The sequence below is a fragment of the Gimesia chilikensis genome (genome assembly GCF_007744075.1).
GTDB lineage: Bacteria > Planctomycetota > Planctomycetia > Planctomycetales > Planctomycetaceae > Gimesia > Gimesia chilikensis_A.
This window is the reverse complement of the sequence record NZ_CP036266.1, coordinates 3,126,505-3,146,931: the sequence shown is the minus strand read 5'-3', so window position 1 is coordinate 3,146,931 and position 20,427 is coordinate 3,126,505. Positions and strand designations below refer to the sequence as shown.

Below are 20,427 nucleotides of genomic sequence, written 5' to 3'. Positions count from 1 at the left end.
GCCGCGTCAAACCAGTTGCTGGAGAAACTGCTCAATGCGGGGCAGCATGATTTCATGTGCGTCTTCAAAGACGTAATGCCCCGCGTCCGGAATTCGCAGCGTCTCTGCCTGGGGGAACCGACGCTCGAATTCATCGAGAAAATTCGTGGTAAAGCACCAGTCTTTTTCTCCCCAGACCAACAGCATCGGCTTATCTTTGAACTGTGCTAACCCGTCCTCGACATGCTTCAATGTCTCATAACTGGGGTGCGAAGGCTTCAGAGGAATATCCTGCACGAAACGGTGCACAGCAACCCGGTTCTGCCAGTTGTCGTATGGCCCCAAAAAACCGGCTTTGACATCCCCGGTCATCCGCTCATGTTTCTCCACTGCCATCCTAATCGCAGCCCCGGAGAAGAGATTGAGACCTCGGACGCCCCAGGCACCCAAAACAGGAATTCTGCAGACTGCAATTCGCAGGGGAATTTCCTGTGAACGAAAGGCGGCGGTGTTCATCAGGACAAACTTTCCGAACCGTTCAGGAAGGTCGACCGCAGCCCCCATTCCGATGGCGCCGCCCCAGTCATGGGCAAACAGCGTGATGTTCTTGAGATCCAGTTCTGTGATAAGGGTTTTCAGATTCGCGATATGTGCCGCAAGAGTATAGGAATAATCCTGGGGCTTATCAGAGAGCCCACAGCCCATGTGATCGACGGCAATCACGCGATAAGAGCGGGAAAGCTGCTTCACCAGCCGCCGCCAGGCGAAGCTCCAGGTAGGATTTCCGTGCACCATCAGCAGAGGCTCTCCCTGGCCTTCATCCAGATAGTGATATTGATGTCCGTCAATCTTCAGCCAGTGCGAAGTAAACGGATATTCTTCTTGGATCTGTTCACGAAAATTCATGTGGGCTTCTTCAATCGTAGTCTCTGACAGCATTTCTAGCGATGGCTCTCTGTTACTGGTTTTGCATACCTTATCGGGATTCCCCGTTTCTGGCGAGTGAACCATCCAGTGCTTTTAAAAACCGCTCCAGATCTTCCCTCTGATGGGCACAGGTCAGCGAAATTCGTAATCGGGAAGTCCCCTGAGGAACTGTGGGGGGTCTGATTGCTCCCACCATGAAACCATCTGACTGCAGATCCCCCGCCACCTGCATCGTTAAGGCAGGGTCGGACAGGATCACAGGTATAATTGGCCCGGTGGAGGCAGGCACCGTCAGTTGAGAACGTTCCTTGAGGCCTGATCTCAGATAGCGGGACAGCTCATGCAGTCGATCGCGCCGCTCTGGTTCTGTCTGGATGACTTCCAGTGCAGCACAGGCAGCAGCACAGATAGACGGGGGCAGGGCAGTGGAGTAAATCTGGGTACGCACGCGGTTCCAGAGCCAGTTGATCAATGTTTCAGAACCAGAAACAAAGCCTCCCAGGCAGCCCACGGCTTTACTGAGTGTACCAATCCGAATGGCCACCCTGTCTTCAACTCCCAGCTCTTCAGCCAGACCGCGCCCTTTACCTCCGTACACACCGGTACCGTGCGCCTCATCAATGATCAGGCTGGCCCCAAACTCCTCTGCCAGATCACAGAGATCACGCAAAGGGGCGGAAAGGCCATCCATACTGAATACGGAATCGGTAACAATAAACTTCCGGCCTGCTCCCGTGGGTTTCGCGAGCTCGCGTTTCAGTTTCTCCAGTTGATCATGTCGATAGACACGAAACCGGGCTCCCGAAAGTCGGCAACCATCAATCAGGCTGGCATGATTTAACCGGTCACAGAAAATGGTATCTGCTTCCTGAGCGACCGCCGAAATCACCCCCAGGTTGGCAGCATAGCCACTCGGAAATAACAGAGCCGCCTCAGCCCCTTCAAATTTTGCCAGTTGCTCTTCCAGACGAGCATGCCAGATGGTTCGACCACTCACTAGGGCACTGGCGCGAGCCCCGACTCCCAACTCAGACAGTGCGACAGAAGCTGCAGAGACCAGTCGTGGATCCTGTGCCAGATCGAGATAGTCATTACTGGAAAAATTGATCAGTGTCTGGCCTTCAAGCAGACAACGTCCCCCAGCAAGAGGCTGAAACATTCTGCGTGAACGAAACAGCCCCGCCTCCCGGATCTGCTGGAGATCTGTTTCCATCCATTCCGGGAGTTCTGAGGACGTCATAAATTCGACTACCTGACGGGAAGAACTACAAGAGTCCGACTACTTGAGTGCAATTACATGATTGCTGAGCCGTTCAAATCCATCTTCCGTGATCAGGTAATTATGCTCAATCCGCATGCCACCGACACCTTCCACATAGACACCAGGCTCTAGAGTCACCACGTCACCTGCCAAAAGAGTATCGATGCTCTCCGGCACGAGAATCGGTGCTTCCGGATGTCCCAGCCCGAGGCCATGACCGGCGTGATGCTGGAAGTTTTCTTTATATCCAGCATCCCAGATTGGGGCTGCTGTTGCGGCATGCACATCAGCACATTTGGTTCCCGCTTTGAGAGTCGACTCTCCCCCCTGCATAGCAGCCTGACAGAGACCAAACAGTTTTTCCTGCTCGGCACTCGGTTCGCCAACCGCAATCGTATTGGTAAAATCGCTGCGGTATCCGTGAATCACGACCGAATAATCGAGAACGAACAGATCACCGTTGCCCAGAACATGTCCGGAAGGAAGTCCGCCTGCCTTGGGGACCTCAGGCGTTGAAGCCCGGAAGTCACCATAAATAATCACTGGCAGACCGGCGGCCTGCAGTACCGCCGCTTGCACTTTACGAAAGACATCAAACTCACTCTTACCAGCCTCGACAATTTCTCGGGCACAGGCGTGACCTGCGTCACAGGCTTGCATGCACTGTTTCAGCAATGCAATCTCGTCATCGTGCTTCTGACGGCGCAACTGACGCAGCACGCTACCCAATTCAAGTGTCGCATCGGTCTGAGTAATTTCCAGTTCCTGCAGTGCCCCAACCGGCAGCCATTCAGCTTCGATGGCACCTGAACGTCCTTTTAATTGCGGGACAACTGACGCAAGTGCTTTAAACAGGGCGTGATCTCGATTTTCGACCGAATGTTTGTGGTCGTACCAAGTTTCAACAGCCTCGTGATCTACATAGAACTCGGCAGCTGCTGACCGGAGTGTGAAATTATCTCCGATCAGTGTAACGCCTTTTTCCCGATCCAGCAGTAACAGAGCCCGTTCGCCCCGAGAAAAACTGCAGGGTTGCACCACAAAATTCGAGAGGTACAAGACGTGACGCGGGTCTGCAATCAGAATCCATTCCAGATGATCGGGAACTGCATCCCACAATCGTTTCTGTCGCGCCTGACATCCTTCTTTTGTCAACATAACGATATAGCCCTTCAGACAGATTAGTTTTCAGCGTTTTTTCAAATCGGCTTCTTATTCGTAACCGTTGGCAACCAGCCAGCGTTCCGCATCCAGGGCTGCCATACACCCGCTACCAGCCGCGGTGATTGCCTGCTTGTAGTTGTCATCGGCCACATCACCGGCAGCGAACACTCCATCCACATTTGTATTCGTGCGGAAGGGAACCTGCCACTGGATAAAACCTTTGTCGTTCAGGTCGATCTGACCTTTCAGAAAATTGACATTCGGCGTATGCCCGATCGCAGCGAAGTAGCCGGTGGCTTCCAGCTCTTCGGTCTGGCCTTCATCGACGGTGCTGCGAATCCGCACACCGGTCACGCCCTGTTCGTCGTTCCCCAGAACTTCATCGATGACCGAGTTCCATTTGACTTCGATCTTTTCATTCGCGAGTGCCCGGTCCGCCATGATCTTACTGGCCCGGAATTCATCACGGCGATGTACGATGTAAACTTTGGAGGCAAACTTGGTCAGGTAGGAGGCTTCTTCCATCGCGCTGTCACCACCGCCAACCACCACCAGTGGATGATTGCGGAAGCGGGGCATCGCTCCATCGCAGACCGCACAGGCGGAAACGCCCATGTTCTTAAAACGATTCTCTGAGTCCAGCCCCAGATAATTAGCCCGGGCACCTGTTGCGATAATTACCGCCAGGGCTTCTACGGGTTCTCCCTTTGACGGAGTCACCTTATAGGGATGTGATGAGAAATCGACGTCGACCACATCATCAGTGATAACCTTGGTGCCAAAGTTTTTGGCTTGTTGCCGCATCAGCTCCATCAGTTCCGGACCACTCACTCCATGACCAGTGTGAGGAGCCATATATTTGCGTTTGGATTCCTCAATGGAATCATTCAGGTACGACTCCAGATTACCCGCAGGAAATCCGGGATAATTCTCGACTTCGGTTGTTAATGCCAACTGACCGAGGGGAAGTGTTCCCTGCAAACGGTTTTCTTCAGTCACTGCTCCTTCGAAACACAATGGCTCGAGATTGGCACGAGATGTATAAATGCAGGCTGCCCAGGCAGCGGGCCCTGATCCGATCACAACAACTTTTTCTGGCACGATTGATATCCTCCTGAGATGCATTCTTCCTGACTGAAGTGCTTGAAACAAACTTTCAGTACATGAATCTGCCAGTGGAAAGGGATTGGTAAATACAGCCAGCATACGAACCTGGCGTGTGTCACAATCCTACTGAAGTTGGGGTAGGAATTCCAGAAGCCGGGAGGACAGGATTAAGTGCTGAGACGGAAAAGAGGAAACAAAAAAAGGTGCTCCAAAACACCGAAGTGAATGGAGCACCTTTTCTGTGCTGAATGGAGCAAGTGCGGGCCAACGCTTGCCACCATCGCTGCCATAGGTATATTGCACAAGCTGTACCACTCAATATTTTTTCCGCATTTTTATCCCTAAGAGCCTGATATATAGTCTTTTAGAGTTTTAAATAATTTTTAGCCGTTTGGGGGCTACTCTTGAACCCGTTGCATAATGCAACATTAGTTGCAAAATAAGACAGCGCAAAATGCAACACACGCTACTGCGGAGCAGTTTTCTAAGATTTGGCGATCAGAGTCTTGCTATTCCGGAGCTGGTTTTCATATTGTGAACCACAAACTGACCTGATCAGTCTAGAATCATATAATTAAATGACTTATCTCCTGGCCGGGTTGCCAGGGCTGCTACATGTTTTAAGGAGAGTTCCGTGTCGAATGCGTCGCCAGCACGGCCGAAAAAGTTTACCGTCCCCCGTTTCATCGCCGCCAAACAGAAACAACAGAAAATTACGATGCTGACAGCCTACGATTATCTGTCAGCAAAACTTCTGGATGAAGCAGGATTAGACTGCCTGCTGGTAGGCGACACTTTAGGAATGGTCGTGCAGGGCAAGAGCACAACACTGCCCGTGACCGTCGATCAGATGATCTATCATGGTGAAATGGTGGTCCGAGCTGTTCAGCGGGCTATGGTGATCGTCGATATGCCATTCATGTCGTTCCACGTTTCTCCCGCTCAGGCATTGGAGAATGCCGGCCGGATTCTTAAAGAGACCGGTGCAGACGCCGTCAAACTTGAAGGCGGCGTGAACCAGGCGAAAACGATTGAAGCGATTGCTGCCGCCGATATCCCTGTGATGGCTCACCTGGGACTGAAACCTCAATCAGTGCGTGCTCTGGGAGGTATGGGGAAAATTCAACGGGACGAAGACCAGTTGATAGCAGATGCCCTGGCAGCAGAACGCGCAGGAGCGTTTGGGATTCTACTCGAAATGATTACGGCTCCCATTGCCAAACGCATCACAGAAACCGTCACAGTTCCCACCATCGGTATCGGATCCGGATCAGGTTGCGACGGACAGGTGCTTGTCACTCCTGATATGCTGGGTATGAATGCCGAATTTCACCCGCGATTCCTCAAAAAATACGCGGATCTGGCATCAGATATCACTGCAGCAGTGCAGGCTTATGCCAGTGAAGTTCGGGAAGGTGCCTTCCCGGATGAATCACACAGCCATACCTGATATCTTTTAATCCACTTATTTAGCGGATTCAGCGGGTAAAACTTTTACCCGCTTTCCCTGAAGATTGTCGATCCCCAGCACGAACATGACCCAGAGAGCTGAAAAAGCCTCTTTCATGTTGATTTTGGAACTGCCATAGCGACGCTCTTCGAACGTGAAGGGAACCTCCTGAAAGGTACAGCCAACCCTGCGACAGCGGTAAAGAATTTCTTCCTGAAATGCATATCCTTTAGCACGCAGCAGTTTAAAATCGATCTCGGCCAGTTTCGGAACACGATAACAGCGAAAACTGCCGCTGCAGTCACGTGATTTCAAGCGTAGCAGCAGTCGAGCATACCAGTTGATCGCACCACTCATGAAATAACGCTTCGGCCCCCAGCCCTCAATTTTTCCGCCGGGCACATACCGAGAGCCGATCGCTACATCTGCCTGTTCAGTTGCAGCAACGAGATCAGGCATAAATCGAGGAGGGTGGCTGAAGTCTGCATCGAGATTCAGCACCAGATCATAGTGGTTTTCAATTGCATACTGAAAACCGGCAATCGTAGCAGTTCCCAGGCCGAGTTTACCGCTGCGGTGTATCGAATGAATTCGCGAATCCGTCTTTTTGAGCGATTTGACATAATCGCCTGTTCCATCCGGCGAGTTGTCATCGATCACCAGAATGGCAGCATAGGGGAGATGATGATGAATCTCCGGAATCAGCTGTTCCAGATTTTCCTTCTCATTGTAAGTACATAATGTCACCAGCAGGCGCGGAGTAGCAGATTCATTCATCGGTTTCAGAAGCCCAGCATTCAAGCAGTCAAATCATTTGGGGGGAATCAGCAACGGTGTTTGTTGACTTGTAGCAGGCTCCGGAGCAGGAATCAACGGCGCACCCGGTGTATCTTCTGCCTGGGGAAGGGGAGGCAACCCAAGATTATTGATTTCGGGAAGCGGTTTGGGGGCAGTTGTTTTGTTTCCAGACTCTTTGCGAGCGGGTTGCTGCTTTACAGCCGGAGGCGGCGGTAGCGTTCCTGAGATAGGAGCCGAACGCCTTGGTCCCAGAGGTTGAGTCTGGAGTTGAGGCTCAGATTTCTTCGATTCAAATGCCGGAGGCCGCGTATTTGCCGGATTGACGATGTGACCACCGGAAGCTTGGTTCTTCTGCGGGACCACCTGCTGACCAGCCTGCTGAACCTTAGGATCCAGAAAAGCGAGGAAGTGATCCCCCCGTCCAGCCAGTCGGGCTGCAGTCTCAAAAACATCATGTGCCTGTTCTGCCTGACCATTGAAATGCAATACAACGCCAAATACGAATAAGCGTTCCGGATCGCGAATATCTTCCTTTACCCAGTCCGCTACCTGGTGGACCAGGGAATCTCTGGCAATCGCATTGTCAGGACCAAACAGTTCACTCAAACTTTCTCCCGTCACAGGCCAGGAGGGATCCAGAGCCAGCCCCTGCTTAAATTCATAGGCTGCTCGATCATACTGTTTGAGTGCCAACAGAGCATAACCCTTCTTGAAATGCGGAGTGGCCAGATCTTTTGCCAATGATGCTGCAAATTTGTAGCGTTCGTAGGCTCTACGGTAATCCAGTTTCTGGAAATACTCATCTCCCTTAACCTGATTTCGGAGGCTCAGTTCTCGCGCATGCCGTGTGGAAGGGACGATGTATTTTTGAATCTTGCGTGAGGGCTCTGGTAAATAGTCCGGATCAGTCCACCGTTGAAGATCCTGCTGTACTGCGTTATTGAGTGGCTGATTACTGACAGTTCCCGGATTGGTTAATGGCAGCGTCCCCGGAACATTACTGTAGGGATAGACCGTCGGCGGTGAAAATCCCTGACCGGGCAGGATCGGATACATACCGTTTAAGGAGTACCCATTAGAAAACAGCACAGGATTGCTGGCCACAAATGCATCAGTGCTGTAGTAACCGAAGCGGTTGTAGAAATAAGGTCCCCAGGGATTTCCATAGTAGGTATTCCCGGGAAAAGCGAAATTGAAATAGACGCTTCCATTATTCCCGCTGACCGACCAGCCAGGGCTGGCCCAGTTCCGGCCGTAATATCGAGGATAAGAATGGCTGTGGCCGTGATGAGAGTGATGATGCCCGTGCGCACCATGGTGTCGATTTTGCGCCCAGCCAGGAATGGCAAAACCTGAAAGCAGACAGGCCGCGCTCAATATGAGAAAGTATCGCATTCATTCTCTCCTGTGGCCCAGAAATAACGAGATGCCTTCATTATGGTTCCCCGTTTGCGGAAAAGCAAGAACGGTTCAATCACTATAAACGAAAGCCTCTGACAGAAAACTACCTCTGAAATCAGAACATGAGCCAGGGTCATAACTCATCAATGTGGGAGAATATCTTTTTCACGCACAATTCACACTGTAGAGGCAAACGAATCAGCAGGCAGACCGGAAAAATCAGGTGCGACCGGAGTCATCAGTCCTGATCGATAAATTCACTCACAAACCAGGCTGGCTGGTTAAGTTTTAACGCTGATATTTCGAGGAGCCTCGAGAGTCACCTGGTGCAAACCCTTCAATAAAAACAGCTCCCGGGAACAGGTCTCTCCGCACATTAGGCATAGCCGAAACGGTCAACTTCAACTTCTCTTCTAACACACAGCCCTCCCAGTTTGACACTTTATAAGGGTAGTTCACCCGGATTTCACAGCATAAATCTACCCTAGATTATCCAACCGTTACGACGCACATAATCGTGTGTAAAAATGACGTAACCTTTTTATCTGATAATGACTTGAGACATTCAAGCGGTAATTACAGCACGCCGATAGATTGTACCAGTCGCAATGAGAATTCATATCTGAATGATCAAAACAAACAATTCGGATGTGAATCAGGACGGTGCTGGAGAGCATCGTCCACAATCGAAATTACTAGAAGTTTATCGTAAGGGTATCTGACCTCGGAACGATGCCCTGAGAATCAAGCCAGCGCGAGTTGAAGATTTCAACTTGGACCAATAGCAGTCCCAATAGGAACAAACCAAAATTCGCGCCGTAACCACTGTGATGTGACACAAGAGGCACATCAATCTGTCTATGATGGTCAGAAAACGACCCAAGAAGGAGACGCTGTTCTATGAAATGGATTAGTCTGTTCAGTGCATTTGTTGTGGCATTGGGGATGAATGCCGTTGCACAAGCAGATCTTTTTGACCTTTCGCTTAATTGCGGGGCTGCAAAGAGCTGTGAATGTGCCTCGACCTGTCAACCAGAATGCTGTAAACCCACTATTACCAAACCTTGTGAGCCTAACGTTTATACTTATCAGCGTCAGTGCTCTAACATTAAACCGCCTTGCTGCTGTGAATCTGCTCCAACCTGCTGCAAACCGCTTCGCAAGAAGCTGCGTGGCTGGTTCAAACGGAACTGCTGCAGCACCGATTCCTGCACTCAGGATAACTGCTGTGCTCCTGCTCCCAAAGCATGTGCCGCACCAGCCCCTAAGGCTTGCTGTGCTCCTGCTCCTCAAGCATGTGCCGCTCCGGCTCCAAAAGCCTGCTGTGCTCCTGCTCCCAAAGCATGTGCCGCACCGGCTCCACAAGCCTGCTGTGCTCCTGCTCCTAAAGCATGTGCCGCACCGGCTCCTAAGGCTTGCTGTGCTCCAGCTCCCAAAAGCTGCTGCCCCGCTCCTAAGACCTGTGCTGCTCCGGCTGCAGATTCCTGCTGCAACGAACAGCCTTGCTGCAACGCTGATCCTTGCGAAATCGCTGAACTGATCTACCAGTCTCAGACTGCTTGCTACGCTAAACACCGTCGCAAAGCTATCCACAAACTGGGCGACAAGTTCCGCTGTGACTGCAACCCGGAAATCATGTGTGCCTTCATCTACGCTCTGAACGACGCTGACGAACGCGTTCGTGCTAAAGCTGCTGATGAAATCGGTGACCAGCTCCGCAAAAACTGCTGCTGCTGCTCTCCTGAGCTGACAGCTGCTCTGACCTGTGCTCTGGGTGACTGCGACAAGAAAGTTGTTCGCGAAGCTATCCAGGCTCTGGAACTTTGCGGATACGAAGTTGTTGAAGGTTGCTGCGAACAGCCTTGCTGCGACAATGGATGTGCTCCTGCCGGATGTGCTCCTTCTGCAGCTCCTGCTGCTCCTGCTCCAACTTCTGATCCTAAGGCTTACTTCCCAAGTCGTCTGCAGGATCAGCAGAAGCAGACTCGCCGCCTGAGCGGTAACAGCCTGTCAAACCTGTTCGGTCTGATTGACTAGTCTTCAATCAACCGGTCAGCTTGACCGATCTGAAAAACGAAAACGGCTCCTCTGGATTCAGGGGAGCCGTTTTTTTGTGTTTATAACCTGAATTCCTGTATTGAAACCTGCCCATTCTGGACAGTATAATCCAAAATACAATAATTGATTGCCTTAAAGACCTGAAACAAATAGACTTAATTTATCGTTCGTATTCTGTGACCTGATTTGTTAGGATACCTCTAAGAATCAGGATAACAATCAGAAGTCTCGAATTGATGTCGGGCTTGAGCGATTGGAAATACCCACCAAACATGCGACTCAAAATACGGGTTGCATCCTGCCAACTATATCCTGCTGAAGACTACTGTCCGAGAGTAAAGAAACTTACCATGACCCTGTAAGTCACTCGTTGTCTGATTCCGGGAGCATTCCGATTCCTCGGACGGCTGATCTGAATCGACGATCCAGATTTGAAGGTTCACACCAATGCGACGTCGTAAATTCCTCAAATATTGCAGCGGTATTCTGGGATCTGTCTACGCCACCATTCTGGCGGTTCCCGCACTGGGTTTCCTGTTTTCAACACTGAAACGGGGCCGAAAAACTGAACAGACTTACCAGCTGTCCCGTCTGGACGATCTGGAACCCGGGGTGCCTCAGCGGTTCACTATTGTGGATCAGCGAGTTGATGCCTGGACAAAATACCCTTCCGGCCCGATCGGATCTGTCTGGATCACCAAGAGTCAAGATGGAAAAGTAACTGCATTCTCTTCAACCTGCCCCCACTTGGGTTGCGTGGTTGACTATGTGCCCGGCGACGAAGAATTCTTTTGTCCCTGCCATGCCGCCACCTTCCAGACAGATGGTGCCGTAGTCAGTGGACCTGCTCCCCGCGGTATGGACGAATTAAAGACCTCGATTGTAAAAGTGCGAGGAGAGCAGTGGGTTGAAGTCGAATTTCAGAAATTTGAAGCAGGAATTTCGGAAAAAGTTTCGATAGGCTGATTCAATGCCCTTAAATTTTCACACTGCGACTTAATCACCTTGACGAATTAATCTGTGTCCCCTGGGGAGAGATTTCCGTGCTGTCAGAAAAAACAAAACAGTGGATCGATGAACGAACCGGATACAAGAATTTTTTCCATGCGATCTTCCTATTAAACTTTCCGACCAAACGACGCTCTCGCTGGCAGTTTATCTGGGGAGGCGCTCTAGTATTGATGATGCTGGTGGAAATCATCACCGGCGCACTCATGATGACCGTTTACAGTCCCTCTGAAGCCTCGGCCTGGGGAAGTGTGCATTATATGGAAACCCAGGTAGACCTGGGCTGGTTTGTCCGCGGATTACATCACTACACGGCGCATATGATGATTGTCGCGATCATCATCCATATTTTTCTGGTGATTATCTCAGCTGGCTACCGTAAACCGAAAGAATTCATCTACTGGACCAGCCTGCTGATTGGTGGGGTGATTATCGGACTGACGATTACCGGGAACGCGCTTCCCTGGGACCAGAAGGGGTATTGGTCGTATCAGATTGAAACCGGGATCGCCGGCACAATGCCAGTCATCGGTTCCACTTTGCGTTCTCTGGTAGTAGGCGGAAGTGAATTCGGCAATCTGACCCTGACACGGCTCTACACCATTCACGTGATGGCACTGCCTGTCATTGCCATCATGCTGTTCGTATTTCACATGGCGTTGATCCGCCGTGAACGCCTGCGAACCGCTAAAGTCAAAGAAGCAAACGATGATCCGAATGTGGATTTTGAACTGGATGAAGACGATCCAGTCAAAGACGAGATTACGCAACCTTACTGGCCTTACCAGACGACTCGTACCCTGGTTCTGACTCTGATCCTGGTTGGAATCGTGATTCTGCAGATCGTTGCCTATCCTGCATTGAAAAACAAGCATCTGGACGTTGGCATCGGAGACTGGCAAGCAGATCTACCCGCCAGTGAAATTAAACTTGAGGCTCCAGCAGACAGCGCAATCCCTTATGTTGCACGTCCTGAATGGTTTGTTCGTTTTCTGTTCGAGTTACGGCACATGGTTCCCAAAGAACTTGAGGTGCTTGTCACCGCAGTACTTCCGGGTGTGATCCTGGCGATTCTGGTACTGGTTCCCTTCTATGAAAAAGTCTTTGGTGAGCAATGGGGACAGCGTCTGGCGATCGTGGTTTATGTCGGTGGTCTCCTGATTATTTCCGGTATCAGCTGGTACGGAATCCAGGCAGAACGCAGTGCACCGGATTATGAACTCAACCGATCACAGGAACTGGCATATGCAGCACGTGCTTCCTGGCTGGCCAGCAAAAATGGGGTGCCGCCAGAAGGGCCTGCGTCTCTCCTGCGAAATGACCCCAAATCGATGGGGCCGATAATCTTTGCCCGGCACTGTGGTATCTGTCATACCTGGAATGGACATGACGGAACCGGGCATAACATCATGGAAATGAAGGATGGTAAAAAAGTCATCGCCACACCTCGTGCCTCTGATCTGGCTGGCTTCGCAACCACAAAATGGTTAACCGAATTTCTGCTGGATCCACGCTCTACCAAATTCTTTGGGCACCTGGCTACGGTCAAGGGAGGGGATGCGATTCTGAATGGCGACATGAGCGACTGGGCAGACAGCTATGTCGGACCGGAAGGGATCCTCACTAAAGAAGATGTCGAAGCGGTCGCAGCTCTCGTTGCGCGGGAAGCGAAACGGCGTGACTATGTGAAACCTTCGCAAGAAGTCATTCAGCGGGGTATTTCCGTCTTCAGCGGTGTGGACTTTAAAGATAAGGCAGGCAAAGTCGTCGAGTTCTATGGCTACTGCGCTCAGTGTCACGCTATGAAGGCTGGCGATCCCAACGAAGAGGGTGGGGGAGCCGCTCCAGACTTCAACGGCTACGGCTCTGAAAAGTGGCTGATCGATTTCATCCGTAAACCCGGAGCCGAGCATTTCTACGGCGAGAAAAACATCATGCCTTCCTTTGAAGAGTCCAAAATCTCAGAGCATGATATTAAACTGCTCGTCAAGTGGATGCGTGGCGAATGGCAGCGTCCGACAGAGGAAAAATAATAGAGACGCTCTCCCGCTTATTGTTGCGTGTTGTTTCCTGAGCGGGGAACGAGAACCGCATCTGTTCTCTCAGAATCGGATGTCTGTTTTCGTAAGTGTTTCAGGGCCGCTGTGAGGACAGGATCAGCGATTCTGGTAAACTCCTCGGGGGCAGCCTTCACGGGTACGTCAGGTTGAATGCCAACAGTATCAAAGGATTTCCCGCTCGCATCCTGGGGAACCCAGCGGGGCAGGTTGACTATGATTTCCGCTCCCACGTCCAGCTGGCGGGGATTGCCGCTGGAGCCTGCTGTCCGGTCTCCCATAGTGGTAACATGCGGGCAGGCCGCCAGCATCAACACAAAGGCCTCGGCGGAACTCATCGTTCGTTCTCCCTGCAACACTATTACGGGCCCCCGGTAATACCAGTTCTGATCGGGTGCAAAGATCCGCTTCTGCAGCGCCCCCAGATCGGTGTGCTTGGGGCCACTGCGATACTGATGCATGGCATATAGTGTCGACGCTTCGGCAAAATAACCTGCCATTTTCCTGGCCAGCGGTTCTGCACCACCTCCGTTAGCACGCAGATCCAGAATCAGGCCACGGGTCTCCTGCATCTGCTTCAAAGCCACTTCAAACCGATCTGGCAGACTGGAAATGGACAGTGAATCAACGGCAATGTACCCGATGTGGTCCTGAGTCCGTCCCCAGCGCAAACCTTTGATCTGATTCAGTGGTCCAATCAGGTTAACCGCAGCCGCGGGACTGGCGTTAAACAGTCGCTTCCTCTGATAACCATTCAGAAAACGTCCAGACACCCTGACGTACAGGTGCAGATCTTTTAATTCCGCCAGCATCGCATTCAGCGTTTCTGCCAGGTCCTGATTAGTTTTCGCATTCGCTGCCCGGGGCCGGTACTCCTGTTTCAACTGTTGCCAGTCGATCTGCTGTTTGACTGCAAACAGGGCATACTCACGATCAAAGGCATACCAGACCTGATCGAAGATCCGCACCGCCTGTCCCTGTTCCAGTGGCAGGGGCACAGATAGCGTCTGCTGACGAAAGGCATCCACGTACCGGGCGGTCTGTTTATTAGTATCGATGACATAAAATCGCCGTTCACTTTCTGAGGTTTCACAGTCGATCACCACCGATTCCCGGGAGGGCACTATAGGTCTGGCTCCTGCATGCCAGCTGGAACGGAGTTTATGATTCACGAGTCGACGAGCCTGTTTGATGAGATCTGCGTCTCCCTGTTTCACGACCGTATCGGCGGGGAACAGCTCTCCCACGCGTGCAGGATGAAAGCGAATCCAGATGCTGGTGATGTGGTCTCCCTGACCGCCACTCGCTTTGAGGATGTCCCCTGGTTGATCCGGATAGACGGCCGCCCAGAGGACATTCGAGCCATTTTTCCCCAGGACGACCTGGGATGGTCCGAGCTTGATCTGAAACTGATCCCCCAGCTGGTACTCGAATGACTCGAGCCGCCAGACGTCCTGCGGACCTGTCTGCCAGTTGTAGCTTTGATTCTGTATTGAGAAATCGATCGTCGCTGGATACTGTTTTGCCAGATCGGTGGCACCGACCGGAATGGTCCGCGCTGACACCAGACTCATTACCAAAACGGAACAGACCAGACGAAACGTCCAACGCCGGCAGGCAGTTACAGAATGCATCACAGCACCTCTTCTCAGACGAGAAAGGATTCCAGTTTGATGAACCAGGTGCCTGCATAGCGGGACGGCCGCCGCTGATCCGTTATTTTGACTCGAGTGACTCAGGTAATTTCACTTGAGAATGGCCAGAGAGATAGGCAATCAGATCAGCAATCTCCTGTTCGCTCAGCTTATCCAATTGTCCCTCCGGCATCAGTGAGAGATTGGACTGACTCATCTCTTCGATCTGGCGTCGGTCCAGTACCATCAGCTCTGTCTGTGTTTGCAGTGTGAGCTGTTGGTCAGTCTTACGAACAACATTCCCATTCAATACCCGACCATCTTCCAGAGCGACCACCACCATCTCGTATCCCTTGGGAATCAGGGCAGAGGGGTCGACCATGTTTTCGAGCAGATAATCCATATTGGTCCGGTTAGAGCCCGTGAGATCAGGTCCAATGTTTCCTCCGCTACCGAAGAGACGATGGCATTTTGCACAAGTCTTCTCATAAAGTGCTCGCCCCTTCACACGATCGGCATGCTGTAGACGCTCTGCAGTGAGAAGCGTTTTATAACCTTCGATCTGGGCCCGCTTTTTCTCTGGAGTTTCCCGAGTCAGTCCCCAGACCTGATTCAGTTTTGCCACTACAGCTTTGTCTTTAAAGTTGCGTAATTGACGCACATGAAATGCGGAGACATCTTCCTGGGGCACCTGTTTCTTGTCGATGGCAGCCAGGAGCAGTAGTACGTATTCCTTCCGACTGCAAAGCGTATCCATCAGAGCCAGACGCCCCTGATGTTTAATGTTGCGGTAACGCCCCAGCATGCGTTCCACAGTTTTGGGATCATAGAAACGTGAGAGCCCCCGAAATGCCAGGACCTGCAATTCGGTCGTGTAGGCAGCTTGCTGAATCACAGGCAGGAGATCTTTATCCTGAGAGTTATTTAACAGGGATTCTAATGCCTGATAGCGGCTCTTCATCGGCTGATCTTGATCCATCGCAATTTTCTTGAGTACTTCCATCGTCTGGCCATCACCAAAGACAACCGACAATCCTGTAACCAGCTCTCGCAGTTCTTTTGAATCTGTTTTCTCGGCCTGTTGTTTCAGTGTATTCCAGTTGCCAGGCGTTTCTGCCTTAAGACGACCTTCTAGAGCCGCCTGCATTCCGGTTAACAGATCCTGTTTGACTTCGATGTCTTTCGTGTCAATCACCTGCTGAACCAGACTCTTAACATATTCAGGATGCTGATCGATGTCTTCGGTCAGCCGCCGGGCTACAAGTTGACGGACCAACGGACGAGTTGCGTGTTTCAGATAATGAATTGCTGCATCGCTGTCAGCCATCACAGCCGGTTCAATTCCGTACCAGAGCATCAGCGTAAAGTTACGATCCTCTGTATTCTGGTGATGGGCATCCAGGGCTGATACAATTTCCCAGCGATCAGACTCAGGCAGCGACTGTAGTGCAGAAGCCAGATAGAGCCGCACCAGGCCTGATTTTTCATCCTTCGCCAGTCGGGCAAATTCCTTCACAGCTGAAGCAGGTACCTGATCGTCATCGACCAGATATCGAATGGCCCAGATCCGCACATGTTCGTTCGGATCCTGCAACTGTTTGGTAAGCCAGGCATCATTCGCCTGATTCATACAAAAGAGAGTCCACATGGCACGCAAACGACGGGAGACATCTCTGTTCGTCTCAAAGATTTTCAATAGTTCCGCCTTGGCCTGGTTCCAGTTTTCCGACTCACCGGCACGCTCCATGAGAATGCGACGCGCATGGCGTACATACCAGTCGTTGGGATGCAGTTGCAGCTTAACCAACTCGCTGTCGGACAGTTTGTTGAGATCGATTTTTCCGGGGAAAGTCGGTTTCCCATAACTGACTTTATAAATACGTCCGCTGGTGCGATGCACGCCATCATGGTCATGACATTCTCCCAGATCGGCCCAGTCCGTGAGGTAGACTGCACCATCCGGACCGTACTTTAATTCGATGCCACGAAACCAGTCTGAACCAGTTAACAGGAAATCGGGCCGATGCGTCCCCTTGTACCCTGAACCTTCACGAACCAGCGCGTCATTATTGACACGATGGCCATGTGTATTACACAGAAAGATCGAGTTTCGATATTTGGACGGCCAGTTATCACCCAGATAGATCATGCCGCCACAATGACTGTGTCCGCCCCCCAATTCACCGTGAACCCCCGATGTATCACGTGAATCGGTCCACTTTCCAGAGGAGCTGTCCCAGTGATCATGGTCGGCGCACTTCGTCATCAGTTCATACGCGTAGGGATTGGGATCACTGCCGTGTCCGGACATGCGAATATAGTGTGACCCGGGAATCATATGCCAGAGATGGCCGTTGACGTTGTTGGTGAAAAACATCTGGCCGTATTCATCATAGTCAAACCCCCAGGGATTGGTGGTACCGGAGCTGACTTCCTCCACGATCTTACGATGAGGATGATACCGCCAGATCCCACAGTGGATCAGTGTTCGCCGGGAAGGTTCCGTTTCGGGAGTCCCAACCAACGACGAATCAGTAATACCGTGCCGACCGTAGAGCCAGCCGTCCGGTCCCCAGGTCAGTCCGCTGACAATATTGTGACGGACAGTTTTATAGTTCCAGCCTTCGAGTAACACCTGCGGTTCACCATCGGGCACGTCATCGTGATTTTTATCCTCAATGTAAAGCAATTCACCACGGCACAAAGCCCAGACGCCGTTAGATCCGACTGATACGCTGGTCAACGGCCCCTGTCCCTGCCAGAACACCTTCCGCTGATCCATCTGACCATCACCGTCGGAATCTTCCAGAATGACAATTCGATCCTGATACTGATCCTGATAGACTCCATGGGCTTCATAGGTGAAACACTCCGCCACCCAGAGACGCCCCCGGTCATCGATGGCAAAGCCGATTGGTTGATGCACATCAGGTTCACTGGCAAACAGATCTACTTTAAAACCCTCGGGGACAGTCATATTTTTGACTGTCTGTTCGGCAGAAGTTGCCTGATCCTTGGGATCCTGAGTATTTTCTATTTTGAAGTCATCAGCTTTGAGCAGAGACAGAGAGCCCAGGAGCAGGGCAGAGACCAGGAAGACGAAACAATGGGGGCGTAGATCGAATAAGCGCATCGATAATCCTTGTTAACTTCATGTCAGTGAGCATAGACAGTTAAAAATATGATTATCAATGCTATAGCAGGCTGGAAGCAAGAGCAATCAAATCGGGTTTCAGATCCCCGATTCTGTCAGAAAATCAGACTCGCGAATTTTCGCTTGTTTCAAACATCTCGCGAAATTTACCAAGCACTTTGGTAACCGCGGAAGAGAGGGGGCCATTCAGCATCGCACCAGAGGCCTGACGATGCCCACCACCGCCGAAGGATTCGGCAATCTTTGAGACATCCCAGTCAGTACGACAGCGAAAACTGACTTTTACCTGTCGACTCCGTTGCTCCACTGCAATGAATGCTGCCTGCGTCCCAGCCAGGGTCAGACAGTAGTTAACCAGCCCTTCAGTGTCCACGGGAGTCGTCCCTGTGGCACTGAAATCTTCACAGGTCACGATGGTGTAGGCCAGCAGCCCGTCAAAATCAGACTGAACTTTCCCCAGCACACGGCCCATCAGTTTTAATTGAGGCAAGTTGTTCTGTTCGTACAGATTTTCATAGATTCGATGCGGTTCTGCACCAGCCCGGATCAGTTCGCTTATAATCTGCATTGTGTAGGCAGTAGTGGAAGGGAATCTGAACCAGCCTGTGTCTGTGGCGATTGCAGCATAGAGAAACGTGGCGATTTCCGGGGTCAATTTACAGTTCAAAGCCTGTCCCAGATCAAAAATAAGACAGCCGGTCGCGGGAGAGGTCACATCTTTAAACTCGTCTGCCCCCAGAGAATCCGAGCTGACATGATGGTCAATGATGACTTTCCGCGACTTTGTTTTACGATAAAAGTTCGCCAGTCCCGGCAGTTGTGACCAGGCACTTGTATCCAGGATAATATGGATCTCTGCCCATTCGAAATCTTCGGTAGCGACCCCATCGCCGACATGGCGAACTTCATGTTCGCCCACCAGAAAATCCATCCCCTTCGGTTGAACCGAAGGATTGATGATACGAACCTCTTTTCCCAGTTGCCTGAGGAAACCGGCAAGGGCCAGTTCTGAGCCGAGTGCATCCGCATCAGGACGAACATGACACGAGAGAAGCACCTTCTGATGCGCACCGATCAGTTCACAGAGGGGGCTCCAGTCAATCTTGCTCATTCATGATTCCTGATCTAGTTGTGTGTTCCTGCTGATTACCTGAACTGACACCAGCTCAGCATCTGAACATCATAGAAGATTATTCCAGGCCCTTCCATTCAGTGGCCTGCTTTTTTGCTGATTCAACATCAATCGTCAATTGTGTTTTGAGCGCCTCGACATCAACAAAAGTTTGGACGTCTCTCAGTTTGTATAGAAATTCTACTCGCAACTCCTGATCGTAAATTTCTCCTGTAAAACCGATCAAATGGACTTCGACTTTCGCGTCCTGATTTTGGAAAGTTGGATTGCCTCCCAGATTGATTGCCGCGGGGAAACGTTTTCCCTCTGTGATGGCAAATCCACTGTAGACACCTTCCCCCGGAAGTAATGTCGGCACTCCTGAAAGATTCGCGGTAGGAAAACCAAGACCCCGTCCCCGGGCATCCCCATGACCGACTGTCCCCTTAATCTGATAGAGTCGCCCCAGCATCTCTGCTGCCAGGTCGACATGCCCCGTCTGGATCGCTTTGCGAATTTCCGAAGAGGAAATCATCCGCTCAGCGCACATGCTGGGTTCAACGACCTTGAAAAACATACCCGCCTCTTCACAGAGAGACTCCAGCAGTGTCACATCTCCTGCACGATCTTTACCAAAATAAAAGTTGGGACCTTCCACGAGCCCTCGCGCATTTAGCTGATCACACAGAATCTGCTGAAAAAACTCCTGTGGACTCAAATTCAGCAGTTCCCGGCTGGTGGGGTATGCGATGACACAATCTACGCCCAGTTGCTCCAGAATCGCGGCACGTTCCTCAATTCCCATCAGTTCGGGAGGGGCGTGTTCGGGGCGAAGCAGGTGAATTGGATGGGGATCAAATGTGAAGACCATCGCCGGCAGCTCTCTCTGGCGGGCATGATCGACCAGAGTCTGAATCATCTTCTGATGGCCCCGGTGGACGCCATCAAAGTTCCCGATCGAGATCATTCCGCCCCGACAGGCGTCGAATCCTTCTGTACCACGTATTAACACCGCTGAACCCAATATTTATTTGTCTTTATTTAGTAATTCGCCTGGATCGGGACAGATCGTCGGAAGTACCCCTTGAATCGACACGAATTCAGAAAATGTAGAGCGATAAGTACCATCTGCTCCCAAATATTGCTACTATTATGCGTAGGAAAGGTGTTTCCTCGCTCTCCCCGATCTGCGCCAGGTCTGGTTCCACATCTCTGGACCAGCCTGCATCCGGAGGGTGCTCACCTGTTTTTTCAAGCATGCTTTTGGTATCTCAAAACTCAAGATGATACCATCCAGTAACAGATTCACTTTATTAAA

The 20,427-nt window shown here is 51.3% G+C and carries 15 protein-coding genes; 4 read left to right on the top strand and 11 right to left on the bottom strand.

Features of this window, described 5'->3' with window-relative positions; all coding sequences use genetic code 11:
* Positions 1-6: 6 nt before the first annotated feature.
* The 4 genes from HG66A1_RS11980 to HG66A1_RS11965 all read right to left on the bottom strand — a co-directional run bounded on the left by HG66A1_RS11980 (position 7) and on the right by HG66A1_RS11965 (position 4,432).
* Entirely contained in the window at positions 7-885 is an 879-nt protein-coding gene (locus HG66A1_RS11980) for an alpha/beta fold hydrolase (RefSeq protein WP_145183846.1), read from the bottom strand.
* A gap of 70 nt (positions 886-955) precedes the next feature.
* Positions 956-2,146, bottom strand: coding sequence for an 8-amino-7-oxononanoate synthase (gene bioF, locus HG66A1_RS11975; protein WP_145183843.1), 1,191 nt, complete (start codon positions 2,144-2,146; stop codon positions 956-958).
* 39 nt (positions 2,147-2,185) lie between these two features.
* A complete protein-coding gene (locus HG66A1_RS11970) occupies positions 2,186-3,325 on the bottom strand; it encodes a M24 family metallopeptidase (protein ID WP_145183841.1) in 1,140 nt (379 codons plus the stop codon).
* 54 nt (positions 3,326-3,379) lie between these two features.
* Positions 3,380-4,432, bottom strand: a complete 1,053-nt coding sequence (locus HG66A1_RS11965) for an FAD-dependent oxidoreductase (protein WP_232106811.1) — start codon at positions 4,430-4,432, stop codon at positions 3,380-3,382.
* Positions 4,433-5,072: 640 nt separating this feature from the next.
* Between HG66A1_RS11965 and panB the strand changes: the two genes are divergently transcribed.
* On the top strand, positions 5,073-5,888 hold the full coding sequence (gene panB / locus HG66A1_RS11960) for a 3-methyl-2-oxobutanoate hydroxymethyltransferase (RefSeq protein ID WP_145183834.1): 816 nt from the start codon (positions 5,073-5,075) through the stop codon (positions 5,886-5,888).
* A gap of 15 nt (positions 5,889-5,903) precedes the next feature.
* On the opposite strand, the gene HG66A1_RS11955 is transcribed toward panB, so the two are convergent.
* The 3 genes from HG66A1_RS11955 to HG66A1_RS31960 all read right to left on the bottom strand — a co-directional run bounded on the left by HG66A1_RS11955 (position 5,904) and on the right by HG66A1_RS31960 (position 9,598).
* Positions 5,904-6,665, bottom strand: coding sequence for a polyprenol monophosphomannose synthase (locus tag HG66A1_RS11955; protein ID WP_145183831.1), 762 nt, complete (start codon positions 6,663-6,665; stop codon positions 5,904-5,906).
* 33 nt (positions 6,666-6,698) lie between these two features.
* Positions 6,699-8,081: a tetratricopeptide repeat protein gene (locus tag HG66A1_RS11950; protein WP_145183828.1), complete on the bottom strand. Its 1,383-nt coding sequence runs from the start codon at positions 8,079-8,081 to the stop codon at positions 6,699-6,701.
* A 1,295-nt stretch (positions 8,082-9,376) separates the two neighbouring features.
* Positions 9,377-9,598 carry a hypothetical protein gene (locus HG66A1_RS31960; RefSeq protein WP_187782284.1) on the bottom strand — a complete coding sequence of 74 codons (222 nt, stop codon included), beginning with the start codon at positions 9,596-9,598 and terminating at the stop codon, positions 9,377-9,379.
* Between the two features lie 16 nt (positions 9,599-9,614).
* On the opposite strand from HG66A1_RS31960, the gene HG66A1_RS11945 reads away from it, so the two are divergent.
* The 3 genes from HG66A1_RS11945 to HG66A1_RS11935 all read left to right on the top strand — a co-directional run bounded on the left by HG66A1_RS11945 (position 9,615) and on the right by HG66A1_RS11935 (position 13,186).
* Positions 9,615-10,124 carry a HEAT repeat domain-containing protein gene (locus HG66A1_RS11945; RefSeq protein ID WP_232105146.1) on the top strand — a complete coding sequence of 170 codons (510 nt, stop codon included), beginning with the start codon at positions 9,615-9,617 and terminating at the stop codon, positions 10,122-10,124.
* 468 nt (positions 10,125-10,592) lie between these two features.
* Positions 10,593-11,111 (top strand): ubiquinol-cytochrome c reductase iron-sulfur subunit, encoded by a 519-nt coding sequence (locus HG66A1_RS11940; protein ID WP_145183825.1) that lies wholly within the window; start codon positions 10,593-10,595, stop codon positions 11,109-11,111.
* A 77-nt stretch (positions 11,112-11,188) separates the two neighbouring features.
* Positions 11,189-13,186: a cytochrome b N-terminal domain-containing protein gene (locus tag HG66A1_RS11935; protein WP_145183822.1), complete on the top strand. Its 1,998-nt coding sequence runs from the start codon at positions 11,189-11,191 to the stop codon at positions 13,184-13,186.
* Between the two features lie 17 nt (positions 13,187-13,203).
* Here HG66A1_RS11935 and HG66A1_RS11930 read toward each other — a convergent pair whose 3' ends face one another.
* The 4 genes from HG66A1_RS11930 to HG66A1_RS11915 all read right to left on the bottom strand — a co-directional run bounded on the left by HG66A1_RS11930 (position 13,204) and on the right by HG66A1_RS11915 (position 20,121).
* A complete protein-coding gene (locus HG66A1_RS11930; protein WP_145183818.1) occupies positions 13,204-14,844 on the bottom strand; it encodes a S41 family peptidase in 1,641 nt (546 codons plus the stop codon).
* Positions 14,845-14,926: 82 nt separating this feature from the next.
* Entirely contained in the window at positions 14,927-17,977 is a 3,051-nt protein-coding gene (locus HG66A1_RS11925; protein ID WP_145183815.1) for a PVC-type heme-binding CxxCH protein, read from the bottom strand.
* A gap of 124 nt (positions 17,978-18,101) precedes the next feature.
* Positions 18,102-19,109 (bottom strand): DHH family phosphoesterase, encoded by a 1,008-nt coding sequence (locus tag HG66A1_RS11920; RefSeq protein ID WP_145183812.1) that lies wholly within the window; start codon positions 19,107-19,109, stop codon positions 18,102-18,104.
* Positions 19,110-19,188: 79 nt separating this feature from the next.
* Complete coding sequence (locus HG66A1_RS11915; protein WP_232106810.1) at positions 19,189-20,121, bottom strand: bifunctional riboflavin kinase/FAD synthetase; 933 nt, start codon at positions 20,119-20,121, stop codon at positions 19,189-19,191.
* Between the last annotated feature and the right edge of the window lie 306 nt (positions 20,122-20,427).

Excerpts from the sequence above, each read along its gene's own strand:
- HG66A1_RS11980 (WP_145183846.1), bottom strand. The coding sequence starts at position 885 with ATGAATTTTCGTGAACAGATCCAAGAAGAATATCCGTTTACTTCGCAC.
- bioF (WP_145183843.1), bottom strand. The coding sequence starts at position 2,146 with ATGACGTCCTCAGAACTCCCGGAATGGATGGAAACAGATCTCCAGCAG.
- HG66A1_RS11970 (WP_145183841.1), bottom strand. The coding sequence starts at position 3,325 with ATGTTGACAAAAGAAGGATGTCAGGCGCGACAGAAACGATTGTGGGAT.
- HG66A1_RS11955 (WP_145183831.1), bottom strand. The coding sequence starts at position 6,665 with ATGAATGAATCTGCTACTCCGCGCCTGCTGGTGACATTATGTACTTAC.
- HG66A1_RS11950 (WP_145183828.1), bottom strand. The coding sequence starts at position 8,081 with ATGCGATACTTTCTCATATTGAGCGCGGCCTGTCTGCTTTCAGGTTTT.
- HG66A1_RS11940 (WP_145183825.1), top strand. The coding sequence starts at position 10,593 with ATGCGACGTCGTAAATTCCTCAAATATTGCAGCGGTATTCTGGGATCT.
- HG66A1_RS11930 (WP_145183818.1), bottom strand. The coding sequence starts at position 14,844 with ATGCATTCTGTAACTGCCTGCCGGCGTTGGACGTTTCGTCTGGTCTGT.
- HG66A1_RS11925 (WP_145183815.1), bottom strand. The coding sequence starts at position 17,977 with ATGCGCTTATTCGATCTACGCCCCCATTGTTTCGTCTTCCTGGTCTCT.
- HG66A1_RS11920 (WP_145183812.1), bottom strand. The coding sequence starts at position 19,109 with ATGAGCAAGATTGACTGGAGCCCCCTCTGTGAACTGATCGGTGCGCAT.